Below are 20,076 nucleotides of genomic sequence, written 5' to 3'. Positions count from 1 at the left end.
CAGTACATAAGAATGGAGTGACCATCCGCATGAAGCTGAAAAAGCTGCTGCGAAAGGATATCGAGCCACGCTGCATTTATTGCGCGCACGGCTCCCCCTTGGCGGACGGGCAGCGCATCGCCTGCCGCCGCCGCGGCGTTGTCGACGGCACCGACCACTGCCGTGCGTTCCGGTACGACCCGCTGCGCCGCATCCCGCCCAAGCCCGCGGCCATACGCGGCCATTTCACCGACGCAGACTTTTCTCTGGGGGATCCGCATGAAAAGTAATGTTTTTTTCCGCCGCCTGACCGCGCTTGCGCTTTGTTTCCTGTTTTTATTTTCCGCCGCGCCGCTCCCGCGGGCCTCTGCGACCGTAGGAGAGGACGACACGCTCTCCTCCCAGAACGACACCGACGCCGCGGAGGGCGGAGACGCAAAAATTGAAAGCGGCACCACAGCCGGCGGCCTGGCCGATCCCTTGATCGACGCCACCGCCGCGCTGCTGGTCAACGCCGATACAGGCATGGTGCTGTATGAAAAAAACGCGGACGAGCGGCGTTACCCCGCCTCAACCACCAAGGTCATGACCGCGCTGCTCACGCTCGAGCATGTCGAGGATCTGGAGGAGATCGTCACCGCACAGGAGTCGGACTTTGAAAACGTCACGGCCGACAGTTCAAACGCCGATATCAAGGTCGGCGAGCAGGTGCGTGTCATCGACCTGCTGTACGCGCTCATGCTTCCCTCGGCAAACGAGGCGGCCTATATGCTGGCGCGGCATGTCGGTGGATCGTACGAGGAATTTGTCAACATGATGAACGCGCGCGCGCAGGAGCTTGGCTGCACCGGCACGCATTTCTCCAACCCCTGCGGCCTGCATGCGGACGACCATTATTCCACCGCGCGCGACCTGCTGCTGATCTCGCAGGCTGCCATGCAGGATGAGACGTTCGTTACGATCGCCGAAACCGCACAGTATCGGATGCCTGCGACCAACATGCACGATTCGCGCATCATTTTCACCACCAACCAGCTCATTTTCCGCCGCACCGATCCCTGGTCGAACGTCTACGCCAAAGGGATTAAAACCGGTCACACCTCGCAGGCTGGTAACTGCCTGGTTTCCTATGCGGAAAAGGGCGGGGCCAAGCTGTATTCGGTCCTGCTCGGCTGCGCGGACGCGCCGGACAGTTCGACTGTCGCCAAGAGCTTTACCGAAACCAACCGTCTGTTCGACTGGGGCTTTGAGAACTTTGTCTCCAAAACGCTGGCCAAGCAGGGGCAGGAGATCACGCACGTCAACGTCCGCCTGTCCACAGACGCGGACGAGGTCGTGCTGACCGCCAAAAACGACCTTGTCGCCACACTCCCCAAAAACTTGGAGGTCGACCAACTGGAGCAGTTCCCCACCATACCGGACAGCAAGGACGCCCCTATCAAGGCGGGGGATGTCATCGGCAGCATCACCTACTCCTACGGCGGCGTCGAATACGGCACGGTCGAGCTGGTTTCGCTCAACGACGTGGAACGCAGCAACGTCCTGTATTATGCGGACAAGCTCGAAAACTTCTTCAAAAGCACTGCGTTCAAGGTGATCTTGGTCGTGCTGGCAATCTTTGTCGTACTCTACATTCTGTTCAACCTGACGTTCGGCGGCATGCGCCGGCGGAAGCAGCGCAAAAACATGCGTGCCCGTTACGAAAATTCCAATTACCAGCGTAGGCGGCGCCGTTGATACAGAGCAGAAATCCCAATAGACACAAAAAACACCGTGCTTACGCGCGGTGTTTTTTGTGTCTATCCCCTACGTCGCTCAGCTATAAATTCCAGCGCGTTTTTCCAGGCCGTTTCAAACCCCGACCGGAACAATACGACCGGCCCAAAATCCTCATATTCGGACGGCTCCAGAGCATCCACATCGTATCCCTTGCGAAAATCGGGCAGCTTGGCCCGCAACTCCTCAATGACGGATGCGGGGGTAGGCATGAAGAACCGCTGTACGACAGGCATATCCTGTTCAATTAAGCGATCCGCTGTTCCCTTCCAGTTAATTGTTATACAGGCATCCGCGCCCACCATTTCGGTAAAATGCTGAAGCCCACGGGCGCCGCCGCCGATAAATCCCATCTTAGGGCATACCTCCCTCGTCATCCAATAGGTTTTTTTCGCCGCCGCTATACCTGCCTGCCACAATGCGTCCGGACAGACTTCAATTTCCTCACGCGCAACTTGTTCAGACAGATATTGGTCAAAAATACCTGTAATGTGGGAGAAATAAATATGTGGTTTTTTGGCCACCCCTTCTGTAATACGGTTATAGACCCGGCAGACATCCAGCGCCTGACGTACGCTTAGTACTTCGGTAGCGTTAACTGATATTCCTTCCTGCAGCACCACCTCGATCGCTTTCAGCCCCTCCTCTGTCACAGGTATCTTCGCAATAATATTGGGGGAGGCAGAGCAGTTATAGCGTGCGTAGCACACAATCGTATCACAATCCTCATGGAAAGGATCGCCCTGTATGCTGACCAATCCTAAATCGCCGCCACTTTTTTCATATAATGGCATGAACTGTCGAGCCACACGTTCTACCAACGCACGCTGGAGCTGAACCAATGCCTGCGTATCATCTGCCTCCTGCTGTAAAATGGGATCCAGCAAAGAACAAACGTATTCCCTTTCCTCCGGAGCATCCATCATCTTCCATGTATATGCAGGGTTCTGAGTACAGCCGACCGCCCCTGCTTCGATTGCCAGACGCGCCTGCTCTCTCGTAACGTTATTAATCCAGAACCGGGTTGGTGTCTGTGCCTGTACACGTTGGAAATAATTCGCCTTCATTTGTCATACCTCTCTTTTGGTTTTTCCACAGTGCCATACCTCGGCGTTCACCATATACGCGGGACGCCGATCCTCCAAACAGTCCAAAATCCCCTGTGCACTGTCCATCCCCATTGCTCGCATCGCTGCATCGCTCAGCGCCGCGTTATGCGGAGACACAATGAGATTGTCTAACCCCCAAAGCGGGCAGTTCTCCGCCGGTGGCTCTTCTTCAAATACATCAAGCGCAGCGCCGGCAATCCGACGCGCCTGTAGCGCTTCCACCAACGCCTGTTCATCTACAACCGCCCCACGGGCGGCATTAATCAGAAACGCGCTTCTTTTCATCCTTTCCAGCGCATTCCGATCTATCAAATGGTGTGTTTCCGGTGTCAACGGTGTATGCAGGCTAATTACATCAGCCTGTTCCAAAAGTTTTTCCATATCTACCGGTGTCACACCAAACGCTTCTGCCTGTTCTGGTTCCATAAAAGGATCGGCAGCAAGAAAGGAAGCCTCAAAGCCGGACAGCTTTTGCCGTACCAAACGGGCGATTCGACCAAAGCCAATAAACCCGACCTTCTTCCCCCGCAATTCAGTCACAATATGCTGATTTCGTTTTTCAAAACCACCGTTGCGGGTCATTGCATCCAGAAAGACCAAATTTTTCAGCAGCGCCATTATAAGCGTCGCTGTATGCTCTGCAACGGCATGTATATTTGCTGTCGGCGCATTGACCACCAGTATGCCACGCGCTGTAGCTGCCTGTACATCAATATTATCCACGCCTATGCCGTGCTTTGCAATCACGCGCAGTCCGGGTAGAGCATCCATTATTTCCTCTGTTATTCTGGCGACGCGGACCAGTATCGCTTCGCAACCGTATGCGCGTCCGGCAATATCCGCAGCGCCGCCGCCCTGCACAACCTCAAATGATCGCTCCAGCAGGCGAATCGCATCTTCATGGATCGGTTCACTGATATATACTTTTCTCATGCGGCACTCCTTTTACGATTTCCCTTCTTTTTCCACCCGATTGCTACGCCGCGCTCTTAATTCTTTACGAACTGCAAGGACAATAACAATCATCGTAATAATCAGAAATGCCAAGCTGATCGGATGAGTGAAAAACGGAGCGATGCTTCCCTCTGACTGCATCAGCCCGCGGCGGAGATTGGTTTCTATCGTTGGACCCAGTATGAATCCGAGAATGATTGGCGGCAGCGGGAAGCCCCCTTTTTCCAGCAAATACGCAACAATACCAAAGAACAGGACTGCCCAAACATCAAACAGGCGGTTATTCACACCAAACGCACCGACAACGCATAGAACCATAATAATCGGCAGAAGTATGTGCTTTGGCACGGTCAATACGCGTGCGAATACCTTAATGCCTAAGTACTCCATCAACAGCATAAACACATTTGCAATCAGACAGGCCGCAAAAATACCATATACCAGCGGGCCGTTATTCTGAAACAGAAGCGGTCCTGGGTTCAGGCCATGAATCATCAGGCCACCCAAAAGCATAGCGGTCACAGTGTCCCCAGGTATGCCCAGTGTCATCAATGGCACCAGCGCACCTCCGATTGAAGCGTTATTGGCAGTTTCGGAGGCAACAATGCCATCAATAATGCCTGTACCAAATTTTTCAGGTGTTTTGGATTGATTCTTTGCCGCTGTATAGGCCAGAATATTGGATGTTCCTCCTCCGATGCCCGGTAAAATGCCAATACCTATTCCGATTGCCGCAGAACGGAACAGGTTCACGATCTGGCTCTTAAATTCCGCAAAGGAGAAGCCGAAGCCCTTAATTTTGAAGTCCTGCAATACCTTTCCCTGCGGCTTACCCTTTTCCTTTGCAGCCTTGATAATCTCAGAAATTGCAAACAAACCAATCAGGACGGGCAGAATATCAAACCCGGCATCCAGCGCATGAAAACCAAACGTCAAACGCGGGATGCCATCAATCGGTGCCGCGCCAACCATGGCAAACGCCAAGCCAATTGCACCACTGACCAGTCCCTTGACAACCGACCCGCTGATCAGGCTGGCCATCATGGAAATAGAAAAAACACCTACAGCAAAATATTCATAATAGCTGAACTTCAACGCAACGCTTGCCAGCGATGGTGCAATAAACATCAACACAGCCAAGCCAAGCAACGTACCAATGAAAGAGAAAAAGATACCCACTCCCAGCGCCTTACCGGCCTGCCCTTTCGCGGCCAGCGGGTAACCGTCAAAGCAGGTTGCCACCGAAGCCGGTGTACCGGGGATACGCAGCAATATTGCCGCGACCAGGCCGCCCGAAATACCGCCGATATACAGGCCGAGTAGCAATGCCATGCCTGCGATAGGCTCCAAACCATAGGTCATTGGCAGGCAGAGCGCCACCGCCATGGTTGCCGAAAGCCCTGGGATCGATCCAAAAATAATACCAAGCAGGACACCGCCTGCAATCAAAGCAATGCACAGCGGGTTACAGACCTCTGCAAACCCTGTAGCGATCAAAGATAACATGCGACGCCTCCTTTAACCCAACAATCCGCTTGGCAGCATCAGGTAAAATACACGTGTGAACAGAAGGTAAATACCGGCTGATACAACAAGCGACAATATCACGAACAGCAGAATATCTTTCTTTTTCCGGTGTGACTCATCCGCTAACACCAGCATCTGTATGACCAGGTAAACAAAGGTCGATAGCAGGAATCCGATCGGCTCCAGACAGAAAATATATACTGCAATCAACGCCAGCGTTATAATCATGCAGCGAGTACCCTGCGACATCCCGCTTTTCTCCTCGCCTTTTGATTCCTCCGACGCCTGTCCCGCTTTCCTCAATCCATCCCAAAGCAGCGCTATTCCCAGTATGCCGAGCAGAATCGCATCCATCTTCGGGAAGAAATCCGCTTTTATTAGGTTAAGCGAAAGTGATTGTATCGTAAGGCTCGCCGCAAACAAGCCAACCGCCGCAAGAATGACAAGTCCACCAACAATTGCATCCTTATATTTCCTCAACAAATCCGCCTCCTTACCAGTTAGACGTCCAGCTTATTTTTATCTTATTTCTGCAAGGATAGGAAACGGACTTGCCGTTCCCTATCCCGCATCCACTTTAAGAAAGCAACTCTGCTGCGTATTTATCAATAATCTCCTTGGTGGAATCGAGCAATGCCCGCCCCTCCTCGGCATCTGCGTAAAACGGCGTCTGGCGGTAAGCCTCCATAATGCTGGTCGCGTAGTCCTCCTGCTCACTCACAACCTTGCAGGCATCCGCAAATTTCTGTACAATCTCATCCGGAGTATCCTTAGGGAAAGCGAAGAAATAATATTTTTCAAGTTGAATGTCAAATCCTTGCTCTATAGCGGTCGGAATTTCCGGAAAGCCCTCGCTGCGCTCTGCGTTCACCTGTCCCAAGGCAACAAACTCACCGGTTTCCAGATAATCTTTAACCGTGCCATATGCGTTGATAATTAAATCGATATGTCCACCCGCCAACGCTGCAACACGATCGGAAGCGCCGCCCGCATCCACAAAGGATACATCAATACCGGCATCCTGCATCTGCTTTCCGTTGATATGCACCATTGTACCGGTTTCTATACCCATCTTTACCTCACCCGGATGCTGTTGCGTGTACTCTTTCAGCTCTTCCAGGTTATTGTAGCCCGCATCTTTCCGCGCTACAATAATCTCGCCAGGCCCCTTGCCGACCACTGCCGACAACTTGAAATCATCCAGTCCGAAGTCCGCTGTGCCAATCGCCTGGTTAACATTCATTGCTGTATGGAAAAAAAGCGCCGTATATCCATCCGGATCGGAATCCTTTACCTGACGACTTGCAATTGAGCCGCCGGACCCAGTAACGTTACTGACTACAACCGATGTCCCTAACTCACTGCCCAGCCCTTCGAGGTAGGCACGCGCATTAAAATCCGTATCCCCTCCTGCTCCATATGGTACTATAACCGTGATTGGCCGTGAAGGCCAGTCGCTGCTATCCCCCGCACTCGGCTTCTCATTTGAGCCGCAGCCACTTAATACACCCGTACAAAGCGCACCGACCAACAAAGCTGATAATAACCGTTTCATTTTTTTGCCTCCTTTTTTAGTTTGTCTCTTTCCATATTATCGTTCCGGATAAGCAGTCCGGAATAGCTCGACTTGCTCGCGCGCTACTCGTCCCAAAGTGCCGCCGTCCGCAAAGGCAACCACCATACTGTAGCCACGGTCATATAGTTTTTTTGCCGCCTCAAAATTTCCTGCAACAGTGGCTAAAAACTTTCCACTCGCAAACACCTTTTCTTCAATCGTATGTATTGCTTCCTGTACTTCTGGCGCAGACGGATTGCAAAAATACCCCATTGAAGTGGCTAAATCCATCGGGCCAATAAATATTCCATCCAGTCCTTCCACCTGCAGGATTTCATCCAGATTCTTGACTGCCGTTCCTGTTTCTACAGCGGTCATAACCACTATTTCATCGTTGGCATGCGCCAGATAGTTCTGTGAATTCATCCCAAAGCCACCGGCACGCGGCGAAGGCGCTATGCCACGCATCCCTTCCGGAGGATATTTACATGCCTGAACCGCTCGTTCCGCCTCATCTCTTGTGTTGACATAGGGGATGAGCAGGCCATACAACCCGACATCCAGCATGCGCTTAATCGTTACCAAGTCGTTCCAAGGCGCGCGGGCAAATGGAATTGAGCTGAAGCGCCCCATTGCCCTGAGTTGTTCCAGCATACTCAATGGGTCATTCGGCGCATGCTCCATATCAATCATTAAAACATCTACCCCAGCCTTAGCAAATATTTCTGCCGCATAAGGGCTTGCCATTTGCAACCATGCGCCAAGGATCTTTTTCTTCTCTTTCAGCAGCTTTTTAACAGGATTATGAAATGTTTCATCTAAACGCAGCATAGACCTAAAATCCTTTCTTCATTTTTCAATAGAAAACGGTATTTGATAGCGCTCCGCATATGCCTCCAGCTCTCTGTAAATACTGTACGGCAGCGGGATACCGTTTTTTTGCCGTTCTCGTTTGCAGTTTTCTTCAATCTCTCCCGGAAAACTCAACGGCGGCGCATCCCCCACCACAGGGATAGACCGTATATACTGCCGGTATTCTGCAATACGCGCTCTTAACTCCTCCTTTCCAATAATTGCATCACAATCTACCGCAATAAACATGTGACAGGTCCCGCTTGGATCATCTGGCTCTGCGTACATGCTCTTGATATGATCCGAAAATGCACCGCCAGTCATTACACCACAGAGCATATCAATCACATAAGCGATTCCCAATCCTTTGAACCCTCCTACCGGAAGGAAGTAACCATCAAAACCTTTCTTCGGATCATCTGTCGGGTTTCCTTCCACATCCGTCGCCCAGCCCAACGGAATTTTTTCTCCTTTGCGTATCGCCATTTTCAGTTTCCCACCCGCAACAACAGAAAGTGCCATATCCAGCATAAACGGGTAATCGTCATAAGTGGGGATCCCAATGGCGAAAGGGTTATTACCAACAACGCGCCCTTTTGCTCCCGGCGCCGTGATATTAGGCCGAACATTAGTTGACGCCATACCGACCATACCGGCATCCACCGCCATTTGTGCATACAGAGCTGCGGCGCCAAAATGATTGCTATTTTTCACGCATACTGCCGCTATATGGTACTCTCGAGCCAGCATAATTGCATGCTCCATAGCATATCGGGAAGCAACAAAGCCCGAAGCATTATCGGCATCCATAACCACAAATGCCTTTTCTCCGGCTACCACCTTAATATCCGGCTTCACATTAATTGCTTTTTTGCGATAGCGTTCAAAATAAGCCGCTGTGCGCATAATTCCGTGTGAATCCACGCCGCGCAAGCTGGCCTCTACCAGTCCAACGCCATGCAATTCCGCTGTTTCCCTGTCTACGCCGGCTTTTTCATATAAGTCTGCAATAAAAGCTACAATTTTTTTATCATCGCACAAACGAATATGATCATCCACTTTTCAGACCCTCCCTTTAGCCTTTATAAAATATTCATTTTTAAAGATAATCGCACGATACTGTCAAATTGCTTTCATTATGCTTTTTTGCTATATTTTTCTTTATTTTTGAGAAACAGTTATCTCTTATGCCAATAATATAACAGTTTACAGGCAATTTGTCTTTGCATAATATTGAACTTCCTTTTCACTATCTTAACTTTTGTTGCCAAATATTCAAACGCCCATTTTGTATATTTTTATCAAACCTATCCGCTTTTCTTGCAAACAAAAAGAGTACACCATGCAAACCATGTGTACTCTCTTTCCCTATTCCGGCTCTTTATAATAACGATAGCTGAACTTTCCATGCTGCTGTATCGCTGTGTACATGGCATCTTTTTCCAAATCGCGCATTTCCCCCGGCGTTTTACCCGTTACTTTTTTAAATACAGATGTGAAATAATGCACACTGGAAAAGCCTGACAATACGCTAATATCATTCAAGCTATAACTGGAATAGCAGATCAGCTCATAAGCCCTACAAACCCTTAAATAATTCACATAATGGATAATCGTAAAATTCGTTGCCTGCTTAAACAGCTTGCAGAGGTAGTTTTTATTGTATTTCAGGGATTCTGCCAACTGATCCAGTGTGAAATCCTCTGCAAAATGCACGGAAACATAGTCGGCAATTTGTTTTTCCACGCCAGTCAGGTTGGCTATGATGTGGTCAATCGCACGTGAAAAGGAATTCCTTTCAACAAAAGAGCCGTTTTTACGGATATAGATATAGAATGCCTGCTCAAAAAGAGCATTTGCCATTTCTCTACTGTACCGTGCATTGGACTGCCACTCGTTTCGCGCTCCTAAAAGTGCGGTTTCAAATTCATTGTCCTCAATTTCAAAACAGCGTGGCAGGCAATGCACCTCATCCATGGTATTGGAATTATGGAGATAAAATTTTGTATCTATGATCCGCAGCCTCCCGCTTGAGATCACAGGCAGTTCATGCAGCTGCTCCGGTTCAATTACAACGCAGAGATGGGGATATAAATGGACTTTCTGCCTGTCCAACAGCATATCCGCTTCCCCTGAAACTACATAGTACATCTGGTAAAAGTCATGGCTATGCTCTCGTATCCCCCATCCACGCATATAATCCAGCATAAAGGTCCATACAACCTCAATGTCCCGCATGCTCCCGCCTCCCCTTCTTTTTTGCTTCCCACCGCAGTCCTCAACCGGACCATCCGCCGCGCACTCCACACTTTCCACTGGTAAAGCAAGCTTATTGTAGCAGATTTTACTTTTTCACACAATCCCCCTATCGACCTCAAGCTTTCTGCCACCGGACGCCCTTACTGCCTTGGCTCTCTACCCCAAATATATATTGCATTAAAATATTTATTTTGCCTTAAACCGTCCGATAAATATTACAGGTACATTACCTCACTTTGATCAAACTGGAAAGCGGAATACGATATATGAAAAAAAAGAAAACTTTTTTGTCAGCGCATCCCCCTCAAACACGCGAAACCTTGCAGGATATTGGGAAGCATTATTCCAATATCCTCACTGCTCTGGTGTTGCTCCTGCTTTGTGTCATTCTCAGCTTGATTGTCCTGGCGGTCAAGCTTTCCTCCCATACATATATTTTGACTGACGGCAACCGTTATGAAACCGTCCGGCTGCATCCCGGCACGATCGCCGAGGCACAAAAAATTTCAAACTTTCAAAACCTGAAGGTGATCGCCCAGCGCAGAGAGGGTAATACCACTTACCTCACGCTGGATCAGGAATTGAGTGCCCAGATCAAAACCAAAGATCAAACTATGACCGTCCCCTTTACGGCCTGCACCGTAGGCGAGCTGTTGGAGCAGGTCGGCATTGCTGTGGGCGAGAATGATATTGTAGTGCCAGGACTTGACCGATGGTTGGTGGAAAATACGGAAATCTCCATTACTGAAGTAAGCTATCGCTCGGAGGTCGAAACAATAACAACCCCTTTCCAAGTAGAAACCCGCCAAAATTCCGATATGGTAGACGGAACACAGCACATACTGCAATACGGCAGGAATGGCGAAACCGAAATCACTTACCGTATCACGCTTCATGACGGCGTCCCGTTCGAAAAGGAAATGGTTTTTGAAGAAGAAGTCCTTGCGCCTGTTAACTGCATCATTGAACAGGGGACAAAAAAGCGATCTACCGTAGAACCGGCTGAGCCGGTACAGCAAGACGGGTATGACACAGCAGACGCCGGCAGCACCGCAGCAGACAGCGCTTCCGGCAGCCAGTTGTCTACTGCGGGACGGTCGCAGGTCTGGTCCGTCCCCGCCGGTATCCAAGATGATACTGCTTCAAAAACCATAACAGCCGCAGATGGTTCAACGTTTCAGTATTCTTCAGTCATTGACGTAACTGCAACCGCCTATCATCGAATCGAGGACGGCGGCCTGATCACTGCCAGCGGCACGACCACGCGGTATGGAACCATTGCAGTCGACCCACGGGTAATCCCATTAGGCAGCCGTGTATATGTCGTTTCAGACGGAGGCGACCAGTCCTGGTCGTATGGCCCCGGCATCGCCGAGGATACCGGCGGGCTGATCAAGGAAAATCGTATCGATCTCTTCTTCATGACTGATGAGGAAGCGGACCAGTTTGGCGTCCGTCCAGCCAAAGTATACATATTAAGCTGAGTTTCTTACTGCCTGTCAGCCAGCCATCACAGGGGGCCTCGGGTGCAATGTTTTTCAAGCCATTGCATCCGAGGCCCCCGCCTGTTCAACATATCCAATTTTATCCGGCTGGCCAAGCTACTCCAATCCCACAATTTTTTCTTCATCAGCCAAAAGCTTTGCATACGCCTGTTCCCGTAATACGGCAACCATCGCGTCTATCCCTATGCAGGTCGTCCTATACATTTTCTCCAGACTGGAAACCGTGACTTTGCGTTCATCCACCTGCGCAACACTGCACAGACTTTTCATGCTGCTCCAAACGATCCGCCGGTCTATCGCCTTCCCATTTCGGGTACAGAAAACAGGGCCATTGCAAACCCCTGTTTCTTCAGCATATTGCAGAAGCTCTCCAACCAGTGCAACGGGCATCGTAAAGGAAGAACCATTCTCCAGCACAATTGTTTCATTTCCAGCCTGCCGCAGCCTTTCGACCGTAATATAGGGGATATCCCCCGTCTTAATACCTGTACACCCAAATACTTTTATCAGATAATAACTACGCTTCCGTTTCAGCAGCTTTGCCGCCTGAAGCAGGCGCAGATATTCCTGTCTTGTCAGTTCAGGGGCAGCCTCCTCTTTCTCCTTTGGCAGACGGGACTGTACCAGCTGCCATTCCCTATGGCCCGCAAATGCCAACAGGCTGTTGGCAGCGGATATCCGTGCATTAATGCTTTCATTGGCCAGACCGTTTTCCTGCATAAACCCTTTCCACTTTGCCAGCCTGGCATTGTTCAGCAGGCCTTCTTCCCCCAAAAATTTTTTCAGCTGCAAAAGCTGGGATCTGTATTGCGCAATCGTGGAGCGTGTCCTTCCCCTTTTCTGCAGGTCCACCAGAAAGGATTTTATTTCGTTTTCCGTCACCCTGTAACCATTTTCCATCCGCCCTTATTCACCTCTCCTGCTTAGATGAATTATCCTGTTTCAGCAGTTGCAATAGTTGCAAGGGAGAAACTTCCTCCCTTGCGGCGGCTGCGTTCTCCCTGCGCGCTGCTACCAATTCCTCCCGCAGAACCGATACATTGCGCGGCGCATCGATCGACAGGCGGACACGTCCTGCCCCGATCTCCTGAACAGTAATTGTAATATCCTGGCCGATCATAAAGGACTGTCCTTGTTTCCGCTGCAGTATCAGCATTGCGCTCCCCCCTGTCGTCCTATAGAGTCCAGAGGACACCGCATATCATATTCATCCAGTATCACCTGACAGGCCTGTCTCGTCCGGTCGTTCAGGACAATGGGGCATCTCAAGTTTACCGTGCTCTTCCACACCGGCTTGTTAACCCTGCAAAGCGTATAATAGCACAAATCCTCGCTCTTCTCTACCTGCATTTGAAGCAGCTCAGACTTTGCCAGTTTGGGCTGATAGGTTGGCAGCAGCATAAAAGGGTTCAGTGCGGTAAAGGCAAGCGACGGCGTTTCCACGCTTTGCAGGCACAACAGGAAATCCTCCTCCTTGGCAAAAGGGAGGAGGACAAACTTTTTTTCCTGTTCAAAACCAAAGATACCATTGGGGAAAAACAGCAGTGTTTGCTCGTCTACCTGTATTGTTCCAAAATATTTGGTTTCAATTTTCATTCCAGTCTCCTTAGTTAAACCGTTTCATCCAACGGCTCGTATCCCGGCTCTGCAGAGGGAGGCACATAGACCGGCCCGCCAATATATTTGATAATGACATCCGGACGCTGCGTTACGGTAAACTCAATATCACCCGGTATAAACTCCACATCCCCATTTCCAATGCGCCAGTCAAAATTCAGCTTATCCATCTCATAGCGGATGTTCAGCTCCCCTGCATCCCAGGAAATATCCGGACCTGTGCTGGGCAGAAATGTCATGGCAACATCCGTATTGACCTGCTGGGATTCCATCGCGAACTGTGTGATCAATTGCTGGCCAATTTTTGCCTGAAGCAGAAGCTTTCCGTGCTTGGCATAGGTGCCGGTCGTTTCATAAACCTGCTCACGCCCTTTTTGTGCAGCCTGTTCAATACTGCGCATTGCGGTTGGTGTAATGGAATTACGCGCTTCAAACGTATCCAAGTTCAGCCGGATGGGCTTGCTGCGTATCTGCAGACCTCCCTTGCTGCGGGAAACCTCCAGATCCACCTGCGACCTTTTGTATTCCAGCCGCGCATGGTTTACTTTCATTTCCAACTCAATCGGAACATTTTTAATCTCTATCAACCGTTCCATAGCGCTGTACACCTCTTTTGCTCTTACTCTTACCCTTATGCTTAAGACATATAGTCAATAAACGATTGCGACAGCACATTGTTGCCAACCCGCAGCGCAGCATTGTAGCTGTACTGGGCATACACAAACGTACTCAACGCATCCGCCAAATCCACCCTGTCAAGCGACTCATATTGCTCTGTGAGCGTATCCCCGGTAGAGGTCAGGCGGGTGTCATTAGACTTTAAAAACTGAGCCTTCGTGTCCAGCTCAGCCCGGTTGGAGTTAAACGCGGAGTAAGACTCCTGCATCTTATCAAACAGCGCGTTTGCCTTTTCCTGATCTGCTTCATTCATCTTATCGCTTCCATCCGCAGCCGAGTCCACCAGAAGCTGCCCCAACTGCGCTGTCAGCGAAATAATATCCTTAGGTGAACCATCCTCATAGGTACCGAAGCCCAGCAGCCCTGCGCCGGAAATCGCCGTGTTGAATGCGGTGGAGGGAATGACCTGTTCATTCTCATCCAGTTGCAGGCCCAAGCCTATATCCACATAGGTCGACTCCTTGCTCCACTCCTCCAGCTTCGCCAGCTCATCCGGATCCTGTGTCGCCATGTCTATCCCGCGGAAATACAGCTTCCCATCCTTGAGTTCAAACGGAGCCTCCTCGCCGTTTGCGCCGGCAAACACAAACTTATCCCCATATTTGGCGTTCAGCGTTTTGACCATGCCTTCCGCAGTATTCAGCAGGGTTTTTCCAATCTCCTCACGGGCGCTTGATTTGGAGCCGTCCACGCCTTGTTCGGCCTGGTCAAGCGCTGTATTGTACTGATCTGCGATCTCCTGCAGGCTCGCCTGCGCCGACTCAAATTTGTGAATCGCAGATTCGCTGGTCTTTCTCTGAAATTCATTACGCGCAGAGGCCGCATGCACACGAAACGACTGCGCCGCCAGCGCCGGATCTTCCGAAAAGGAGTTGAACCGCCGTCCCGTCAAAACAGTGTTCATCGCATAGTACTGATTCCAGCTTGCTTTTGCCAAGTTTCCCCGATAGGTACGAAGCGTACCGTTTGTTGTAACCCGAAACATCACTATAACTCCTCTCTGTCAGCGGCCGACAATGCCCATGCCGTTGATCACTTTGTCCATCGCTTCATCCAACGCTGTCATCAGACGGCAGGCAGCCGCAAACGACTTCTGATATTGCAGCAGATTCATGCCCTCCTCATTCAGATCGACACCGGAAACGCTATCCCTGCTGGTATTGATTCCATCCGCAGCTGCGGCATACGTTTCATAAATAGTATATGTCGTACTTTTATGCGCACCCAGCACGCCTTCCATATTGGCGTAACAGCCTTCCAGATTGCCCTTGTAAATTGAGTCCCCTGATGCCGCCCCGGCAACTGCGCCATCCCCCATGGAAAATGCGTCGGTTTTGCTCCCCTGCGCATCTGTAAAGGCAATACCGGTCACCAGGTTACACAGGGAACCCTCCGGTACAACGGCCTTATCATCGAATGTGATCGTCGTCCCGTTGTCCTTCATATCAAATATGCCATTTATCGTTTGATCCTTTTGCAGCGCAGCGTACAGGTTGTTTTGCGTATCCTCCGCCGTTGCGCCGGACTGGAACTTGACCTTTACCGTGTGTTCCTGATTCATACCGTCAATATAAGTAATATGTGCAGTCAGTTCCGTTCCCGGCGTAAGTGCGTTATCCTGCTTTGGTTCCCCTGTTGTGAAAGTCGCATCATTCGTGCGGATGATATCGCTCGGCCGAAACGTATAGCTTGTCTCAAATACGTTGATCAGTCGATTGATATTATCGTTCATCGTACCCTGCACCGGATTACCCGAAACGGAGGAGATAATCTGCACCTCCCCGCTTTTCCACGCCGATGAAATGGAGATATTCCCTGCCGTGATCACGGTATCAGGATTTTTCGGATCATCCCCCTCTGCCGTGAACAGATTCCCCGCCTGCTTTTGTACAGCCTCTCCATTTGAGCCAACCTCTGAGAAAGATGTACCGTCTGGACGGGTCGTGTTGATCCGGTTCATTTCGGTAGCAAACTTGTTTGCCAAGGCATCCAGGGATTTCTGATAATACGGTATCCCGCGGATGGACTTGTCTCCCCCGTCCGTGCGGAACTCACCCGCGCCAGTCAGCATCTGGCGGGTGGATTCCAGCGCGCCATATCCGTGCCCCTCGTCCACAATCGTCGTATTAGCTGGTACAGCGGCGATCGACTTTGTATCTCCCAGGGTGATGCCGGTATTATTGGCTGCCAGCTCCATCTGCGTCACGGTGGCAGCATCAGCCCCTTTGTCCGTCGATGTCATGACAAGCCCGTTCGAGGTCGCCTTGGCTGTGAACAGTCCTTGTAGCGTGGCATCCTTATTCAAAGCATCCGCCAGATTAGCCAAGGTCTTTTCACGCGCTTTCGCAATTGCTTCCGGCGTGTCATCCGCCGGCTTTTCCACCGTGAAATCGACAGAAACGGTATGTTTGTTCCCATCCTTGTCCTTATAGGTAATATCGATCGTTTGCTGTCCACCCTGTGCGTTCTTCCCAAAATCCAGCCCTTGAAGCTGGAACTGGGAATTCGTGTTGGACAACTGCGTCTGATAGGCGGAGTCATGCAGTTCGCTGATCGCAAGCCGCAACAGATCGTCCGGCACCGGTTTGCCATCCGCATCCACAACCGGCTTGCCCGCTGCATCCACTTTTTGAGCAATCGACAAATCCGCACGATAGATGCCGTCAATCAGCGTCGCCCCAGGCTTATTCGTCTTATTATCCACCATTTTGATGGTGAGTTTTTCGACAGAAAAGCCTGCTCCAAGGTTTTCCTCGCTGTAGGTTACATCAATTTTCATGTACTCGGAAAGCTGATCGATCAGCATATTACGCTGGTCGCGCAGTTCAAGCGCCGAATCCCCGTTAATATCCGAACGGCGTATCTCCTCGTTCAGCTCCTGTATTTTCTTAAGAATATTGTCAGCTTCCTGTACATTTTGCGTGTATTGGTTATATACATTTTCAAATACGGTTTCCAGATCCTTGGCGCTCGTGTTAAGCAGCTGACAAAGCGCTTCTGCCGAACTGCGTACCAGCGAATCAAATTCTTTCTCACCCACATGGTCATTCAGGTCATTCAGCTTCCCCAGAAGATCCTGAATCTGTGTTGTGATACCGCTCTTGTTTACATCATTGATAACGCTCTCCAGTTGATCCAGCCCATCGAGTATCGCACTGGCCGAACCGACGCTCGACATCTCCTTCCGGAACCGAATATCCAAAAACGGATCGCGCAGCTGGGAGATGCCGGACAGCATAACGCCAGAGCCAACCGAAGCCGAATTTGCAGAATGATACAGCCCTGATCCGCTTGTGATAAAGCTGTATTGATCGAGCCTTTGACGGGTATAGCCCGGCGTATTGATATTGGAAATGTTTTGACCTGTTACATTCAGCGCCATTTGACTTGCAATCATACCCAAACGCGCCACAGTAAACTCACCAAAAGTGGCCATTGCTCTCTGTTTCCTCCGTTTCTTCCTTTATGCTCGAAAATCTGTATGCGGTCCGCCCGTTGTTATCGTATGATCCTTCACATGCTCGGGGTCAAGCCCAAGCCCTGCAATCATATTTTCCACCTGATGCAGGCTGCATTCCAGCGCCGAGCGGGCCACCTCGGCCGCACTCTGCATGATCCGGTACTGTGCGGACAACCGCTCTGCCGCATCTTTTACCTTTTCACGCAGCTCCATGGAATCTATCTGTTCCGGCAAAGCAGACAGCGTTATTTTTTCCAGCCCCATTTGCTGCTGTAGCCTGAGCCGCTTCTGGTCAATATTGCGCAGGCTGAGCGACAACGCCTGTTCTTTTTTCATGCACTCGCCCAGACGTATCAGATCGTCCTCATGGACAGAGGCCGCAACGTCCTTCTGCACAGCAGTCAGCTCGCCTAAAATCACCGTCAGACGGTCCAGCAGTCCCAGCAATTCTTCCATCCCTGTCATCCTCCAAACAGCATGATACGCGCTGCCAGCTCATTAATATCATATTGATAGGCGCCCGTCTGAACCTGCTCCTGCAGCTCCGGAAGAGTTTCACATCGGTACGTCCGCACTTCCTGCGCAATGCGTCCCGCGAGTTCATGCGCAAAGCGCTGCTCCTCTGTATATTGCGACGTGGTCAGCTCTACCCTGTCGAATTGCGCAGTACCCACGGGCTGGCTTTCAGTCTCTTCTGGTTGCGGTCGGTGTATTGCCAACGGGGACAAGCCTCCCGTTTTGGGAATCATCATTATGATCAGCTCCTTTTCAGCACACGCAAGCCGATGAATTACTTACTAAGTCAAATATCGGTCATTACCACAAAAAAATAAGCGGCAGGCTGCAAAAACCTGTCGCTTATTTTTCTTTCCCTGTATATTCCTATGTATTGTTCAGATGGCGAAGCAGTATACTCGCAATATTTTCACAGGCGGCTTGCTGGACCACTGCGCCAATATCATGTGCTACCATAGGCATCCCATAAACAACGCTGGATTCCCTGTCCTGTCCAATCGTATAAGCGCCATGCCGCCTCATGTCCAGCAGTCCATCCGCACCGTCTCGCCCCATGCCGGTCAGGATGATACCTACCATGCGGCAACGCACGCTCTGTGCCACCGAGTGGAACAACACATCCACGGATGGACAGTGTCCGCTTACCTTTTCCCCAAGCTGGCAGGCCACCGTGTAGCGGCTCCCTGTCCTGACGACACGCATCTGTTTATCCCCGGGCGCAATCAATACTCGGCCGCGTTCGATACCGTCCCCGTTTTCCGCCTCCTTTACCTTCATCGCACATATTTTGTCCAAGCGTTCGGCATACATTTTTGTAAAGCCCGGCGGCATATGCTGCACCACTACAATCCCCGGCGTATCGGCCGGCAGACGCTTGAGCACCTCAAGCGTTGCTTCGGTCCCACCCGTGGATGCTCCAATTGCAATAACCGTCTCTTTTACGCCCTGTGCCGTAAGCGGCAACCGGCCCGCAGTCGGCACCGCAGCCGGTCGGCTGCGGCGTATCCGCGCACAGGAAGCCACAACAATTTTATTGGCAAGCGCCTCTATAAAACGCTGGTTCGCCCCGACCGTTTCCGGCTTCCGAACGAAATCAACCGCTCCGACCGCCATCGCATCAAATACGCGCAGGTTCAGGGAGGACACCAGAATGATTGGGACCGGATACTGTGGCAGCAGGCTTTTTACAAAGTCAATCCCATTCATACCCGGCATCTCCACATCCAGCGTCATCACATCCGGCCGGAGCAGCGGCAGCTTCGCCCGCGCCTCCACCGCATTCCCCGCCTCCCCGACTATCTCCATGTTGCTATAAGCAGACAGGCCATCCCGTATAACGCGCCGGGCCAGAATAGAGTCGTCGACAACCATTACCCGTATCTTTTTTATGCTCTGCATTGCAGCGTTCCTCCTTTCACCGCCGTCACTCCCTGCGGAATGTCGCTGGGCGGAGCATTCGGTACGGGCTGTTTTTGCTGATATTCTCTGAATGGCCAATCAACAGGTAGCCCCCCTGATTGGTCGCATGATAGAAGCGTTGCACAAGCGCGTCCTTTGTTTCCTGATCGAAATAAATCATGACATTCCGACAGAAAATAACGTCAAACTTGATTCGGAAGTGAATTGGCTCCATCAGATTGAACACACGGAAGATAACATTATGCCGGATCTCCGGCGTAACTGTGTACAAACCGCTCCCGTCCGTCCGTTTCCGAAAATAGCGCCGGCTCCATTCCGGCGGGATGTCGGTCGGCATCTCATAAGACGGGTCCGCCGCCTCGCTCAAAACACGCGGTGAAATATCCGTCGCCAGCACACGTGTATCCCACAGCCCCGCCTGCGGTCCCAGAAAATCCTTGATGCACATGGAAATGGTATACGGCTCCTCTCCCGTCGAACATCCCGCACTCCATATGGACAGCACCTTTTTCCGTTCATTCCTTTTGATGAGATCCGGCAATATCACCTCGTTAAAAAACGCAAAGTGTTCCTTTTCGCGCATAAAATAAGTATAATTGGTCGTGAGCTTGTTCAGGATAAACTCAACCTGCGCCGCATCCTTTCCTGACAGCAGCTCATCGACAAACTTTGTAAAATCCGTGTACCCTTTTGCCTGCAGGGCCGCGGACAGGCGGCTGTTAATCAGCAGCCGCTTCTGTGAAAGATTGATCCCATAGCGGTCGCGCATAAACGTTACCAGCCGCTGAAAATCTGCATCTGACAGCTGCAGCATAATATCGACTACCTCTTAGCAATAGTTTTAACATAATCCACGGTCATAGAAGTGCT

Annotated in this window: 21 protein-coding genes; 3 read left to right on the top strand and 18 right to left on the bottom strand. The window is 50.8% G+C overall.

Going from position 1 to position 20,076, the window contains the following annotated elements; translation table 11 throughout:
* Positions 1–29 precede the first annotated feature (29 nt).
* Both DBQ51_RS14395 and DBQ51_RS14390 read left to right on the top strand, forming a co-directional pair.
* A complete protein-coding gene (locus DBQ51_RS14395) occupies positions 30–269 on the top strand; it encodes a hypothetical protein (protein ID WP_054327144.1) in 240 nt (79 codons plus the stop codon).
* Positions 259–1,716, top strand: coding sequence for a D-alanyl-D-alanine carboxypeptidase family protein (locus tag DBQ51_RS14390; RefSeq protein ID WP_107631901.1), 1,458 nt, complete (start codon positions 259–261; stop codon positions 1,714–1,716). The genes DBQ51_RS14395 and DBQ51_RS14390 overlap by 11 nt, the downstream gene beginning before the upstream one ends.
* Before the next feature lie 62 nt (positions 1,717–1,778).
* On the opposite strand, the gene DBQ51_RS14385 is transcribed toward DBQ51_RS14390, so the two are convergent.
* From DBQ51_RS14385 to DBQ51_RS14350, 8 genes are all read right to left on the bottom strand, one after another.
* Positions 1,779–2,822, bottom strand: a complete 1,044-nt coding sequence (locus DBQ51_RS14385) for a transaldolase family protein (protein WP_107631900.1) — start codon at positions 2,820–2,822, stop codon at positions 1,779–1,781.
* Between the two features lie 3 nt (positions 2,823–2,825).
* On the bottom strand, positions 2,826–3,797 hold the full coding sequence (locus DBQ51_RS14380; protein ID WP_054327140.1) for a hydroxyacid dehydrogenase: 972 nt from the start codon (positions 3,795–3,797) through the stop codon (positions 2,826–2,828).
* A 12-nt stretch (positions 3,798–3,809) separates the two neighbouring features.
* Positions 3,810–5,324 (bottom strand): tripartite tricarboxylate transporter permease, encoded by a 1,515-nt coding sequence (locus DBQ51_RS14375; RefSeq protein ID WP_054327139.1) that lies wholly within the window; start codon positions 5,322–5,324, stop codon positions 3,810–3,812.
* 12 nt (positions 5,325–5,336) lie between these two features.
* Complete coding sequence (locus tag DBQ51_RS14370; protein ID WP_054327138.1) at positions 5,337–5,825, bottom strand: tripartite tricarboxylate transporter TctB family protein; 489 nt, start codon at positions 5,823–5,825, stop codon at positions 5,337–5,339.
* Positions 5,826–5,922: 97 nt separating this feature from the next.
* Positions 5,923–6,900, bottom strand: a complete 978-nt coding sequence (locus tag DBQ51_RS14365) for a tripartite tricarboxylate transporter substrate binding protein (protein ID WP_107631899.1) — start codon at positions 6,898–6,900, stop codon at positions 5,923–5,925.
* A 36-nt stretch (positions 6,901–6,936) separates the two neighbouring features.
* Positions 6,937–7,731, bottom strand: coding sequence for an HpcH/HpaI aldolase family protein (locus tag DBQ51_RS14360; protein WP_054327136.1), 795 nt, complete (start codon positions 7,729–7,731; stop codon positions 6,937–6,939).
* 18 nt (positions 7,732–7,749) lie between these two features.
* A complete protein-coding gene (locus DBQ51_RS14355) occupies positions 7,750–8,811 on the bottom strand; it encodes an Ldh family oxidoreductase (protein WP_242977946.1) in 1,062 nt (353 codons plus the stop codon).
* A gap of 309 nt (positions 8,812–9,120) precedes the next feature.
* Positions 9,121–9,990 carry a helix-turn-helix transcriptional regulator gene (locus DBQ51_RS14350; RefSeq protein WP_054327135.1) on the bottom strand — a complete coding sequence of 290 codons (870 nt, stop codon included), beginning with the start codon at positions 9,988–9,990 and terminating at the stop codon, positions 9,121–9,123.
* A gap of 287 nt (positions 9,991–10,277) precedes the next feature.
* On the opposite strand from DBQ51_RS14350, the gene DBQ51_RS14345 reads away from it, so the two are divergent.
* Positions 10,278–11,495, top strand: a complete 1,218-nt coding sequence (locus DBQ51_RS14345) for a 3D domain-containing protein (RefSeq protein ID WP_107631898.1) — start codon at positions 10,278–10,280, stop codon at positions 11,493–11,495.
* A 117-nt stretch (positions 11,496–11,612) separates the two neighbouring features.
* Here the strand turns inward: DBQ51_RS14345 and DBQ51_RS14340 are convergent, their stop codons facing one another.
* From DBQ51_RS14340 to DBQ51_RS14295, 10 genes are all read right to left on the bottom strand, one after another.
* Entirely contained in the window at positions 11,613–12,416 is an 804-nt protein-coding gene (locus DBQ51_RS14340) for a tyrosine-type recombinase/integrase (RefSeq protein ID WP_107631897.1), read from the bottom strand.
* 10 nt (positions 12,417–12,426) lie between these two features.
* A complete protein-coding gene (locus DBQ51_RS14335; RefSeq protein WP_054327132.1) occupies positions 12,427–12,672 on the bottom strand; it encodes a carbon storage regulator in 246 nt (81 codons plus the stop codon).
* Positions 12,666–13,112 carry a flagellar assembly protein FliW gene (fliW, locus tag DBQ51_RS14330; protein ID WP_107631896.1) on the bottom strand — a complete coding sequence of 149 codons (447 nt, stop codon included), beginning with the start codon at positions 13,110–13,112 and terminating at the stop codon, positions 12,666–12,668. The genes DBQ51_RS14335 and fliW overlap by 7 nt, the downstream gene beginning before the upstream one ends.
* A 14-nt stretch (positions 13,113–13,126) precedes the next feature.
* Positions 13,127–13,729, bottom strand: coding sequence for a DUF6470 family protein (locus DBQ51_RS14325; protein ID WP_054327131.1), 603 nt, complete (start codon positions 13,727–13,729; stop codon positions 13,127–13,129).
* Between the two features lie 41 nt (positions 13,730–13,770).
* On the bottom strand, positions 13,771–14,796 hold the full coding sequence (locus DBQ51_RS14320; protein ID WP_054327130.1) for a hypothetical protein: 1,026 nt from the start codon (positions 14,794–14,796) through the stop codon (positions 13,771–13,773).
* 18 nt (positions 14,797–14,814) lie between these two features.
* Positions 14,815–17,247 carry a flagellar hook-associated protein FlgK gene (locus DBQ51_RS14315; protein WP_107631895.1) on the bottom strand — a complete coding sequence of 811 codons (2,433 nt, stop codon included), beginning with the start codon at positions 17,245–17,247 and terminating at the stop codon, positions 14,815–14,817.
* A 27-nt stretch (positions 17,248–17,274) separates the two neighbouring features.
* Entirely contained in the window at positions 17,275–17,727 is a 453-nt protein-coding gene (gene flgN / locus DBQ51_RS14310; protein WP_054327128.1) for a flagellar export chaperone FlgN, read from the bottom strand.
* Between the two features lie 5 nt (positions 17,728–17,732).
* Positions 17,733–18,023, bottom strand: coding sequence for a flagellar biosynthesis anti-sigma factor FlgM (locus DBQ51_RS14305; RefSeq protein WP_107631894.1), 291 nt, complete (start codon positions 18,021–18,023; stop codon positions 17,733–17,735).
* 130 nt (positions 18,024–18,153) lie between these two features.
* Positions 18,154–19,185 carry a protein-glutamate methylesterase/protein-glutamine glutaminase gene (locus DBQ51_RS14300; RefSeq protein WP_054327126.1) on the bottom strand — a complete coding sequence of 344 codons (1,032 nt, stop codon included), beginning with the start codon at positions 19,183–19,185 and terminating at the stop codon, positions 18,154–18,156.
* Positions 19,186–19,210: 25 nt separating this feature from the next.
* Positions 19,211–20,020, bottom strand: a complete 810-nt coding sequence (locus DBQ51_RS14295) for a CheR family methyltransferase (RefSeq protein WP_054327125.1) — start codon at positions 20,018–20,020, stop codon at positions 19,211–19,213.
* Positions 20,021–20,076 lie beyond the last annotated feature (56 nt).

The organism is Agathobaculum massiliense, from assembly GCF_900291975.1.
In the GTDB taxonomy this organism is placed as follows: Bacteria; Bacillota; Clostridia; order Oscillospirales; family Butyricicoccaceae; genus Agathobaculum; species Agathobaculum ammoniilyticum.
This window is presented reverse-complemented; position numbering and strand designations above follow the sequence as displayed.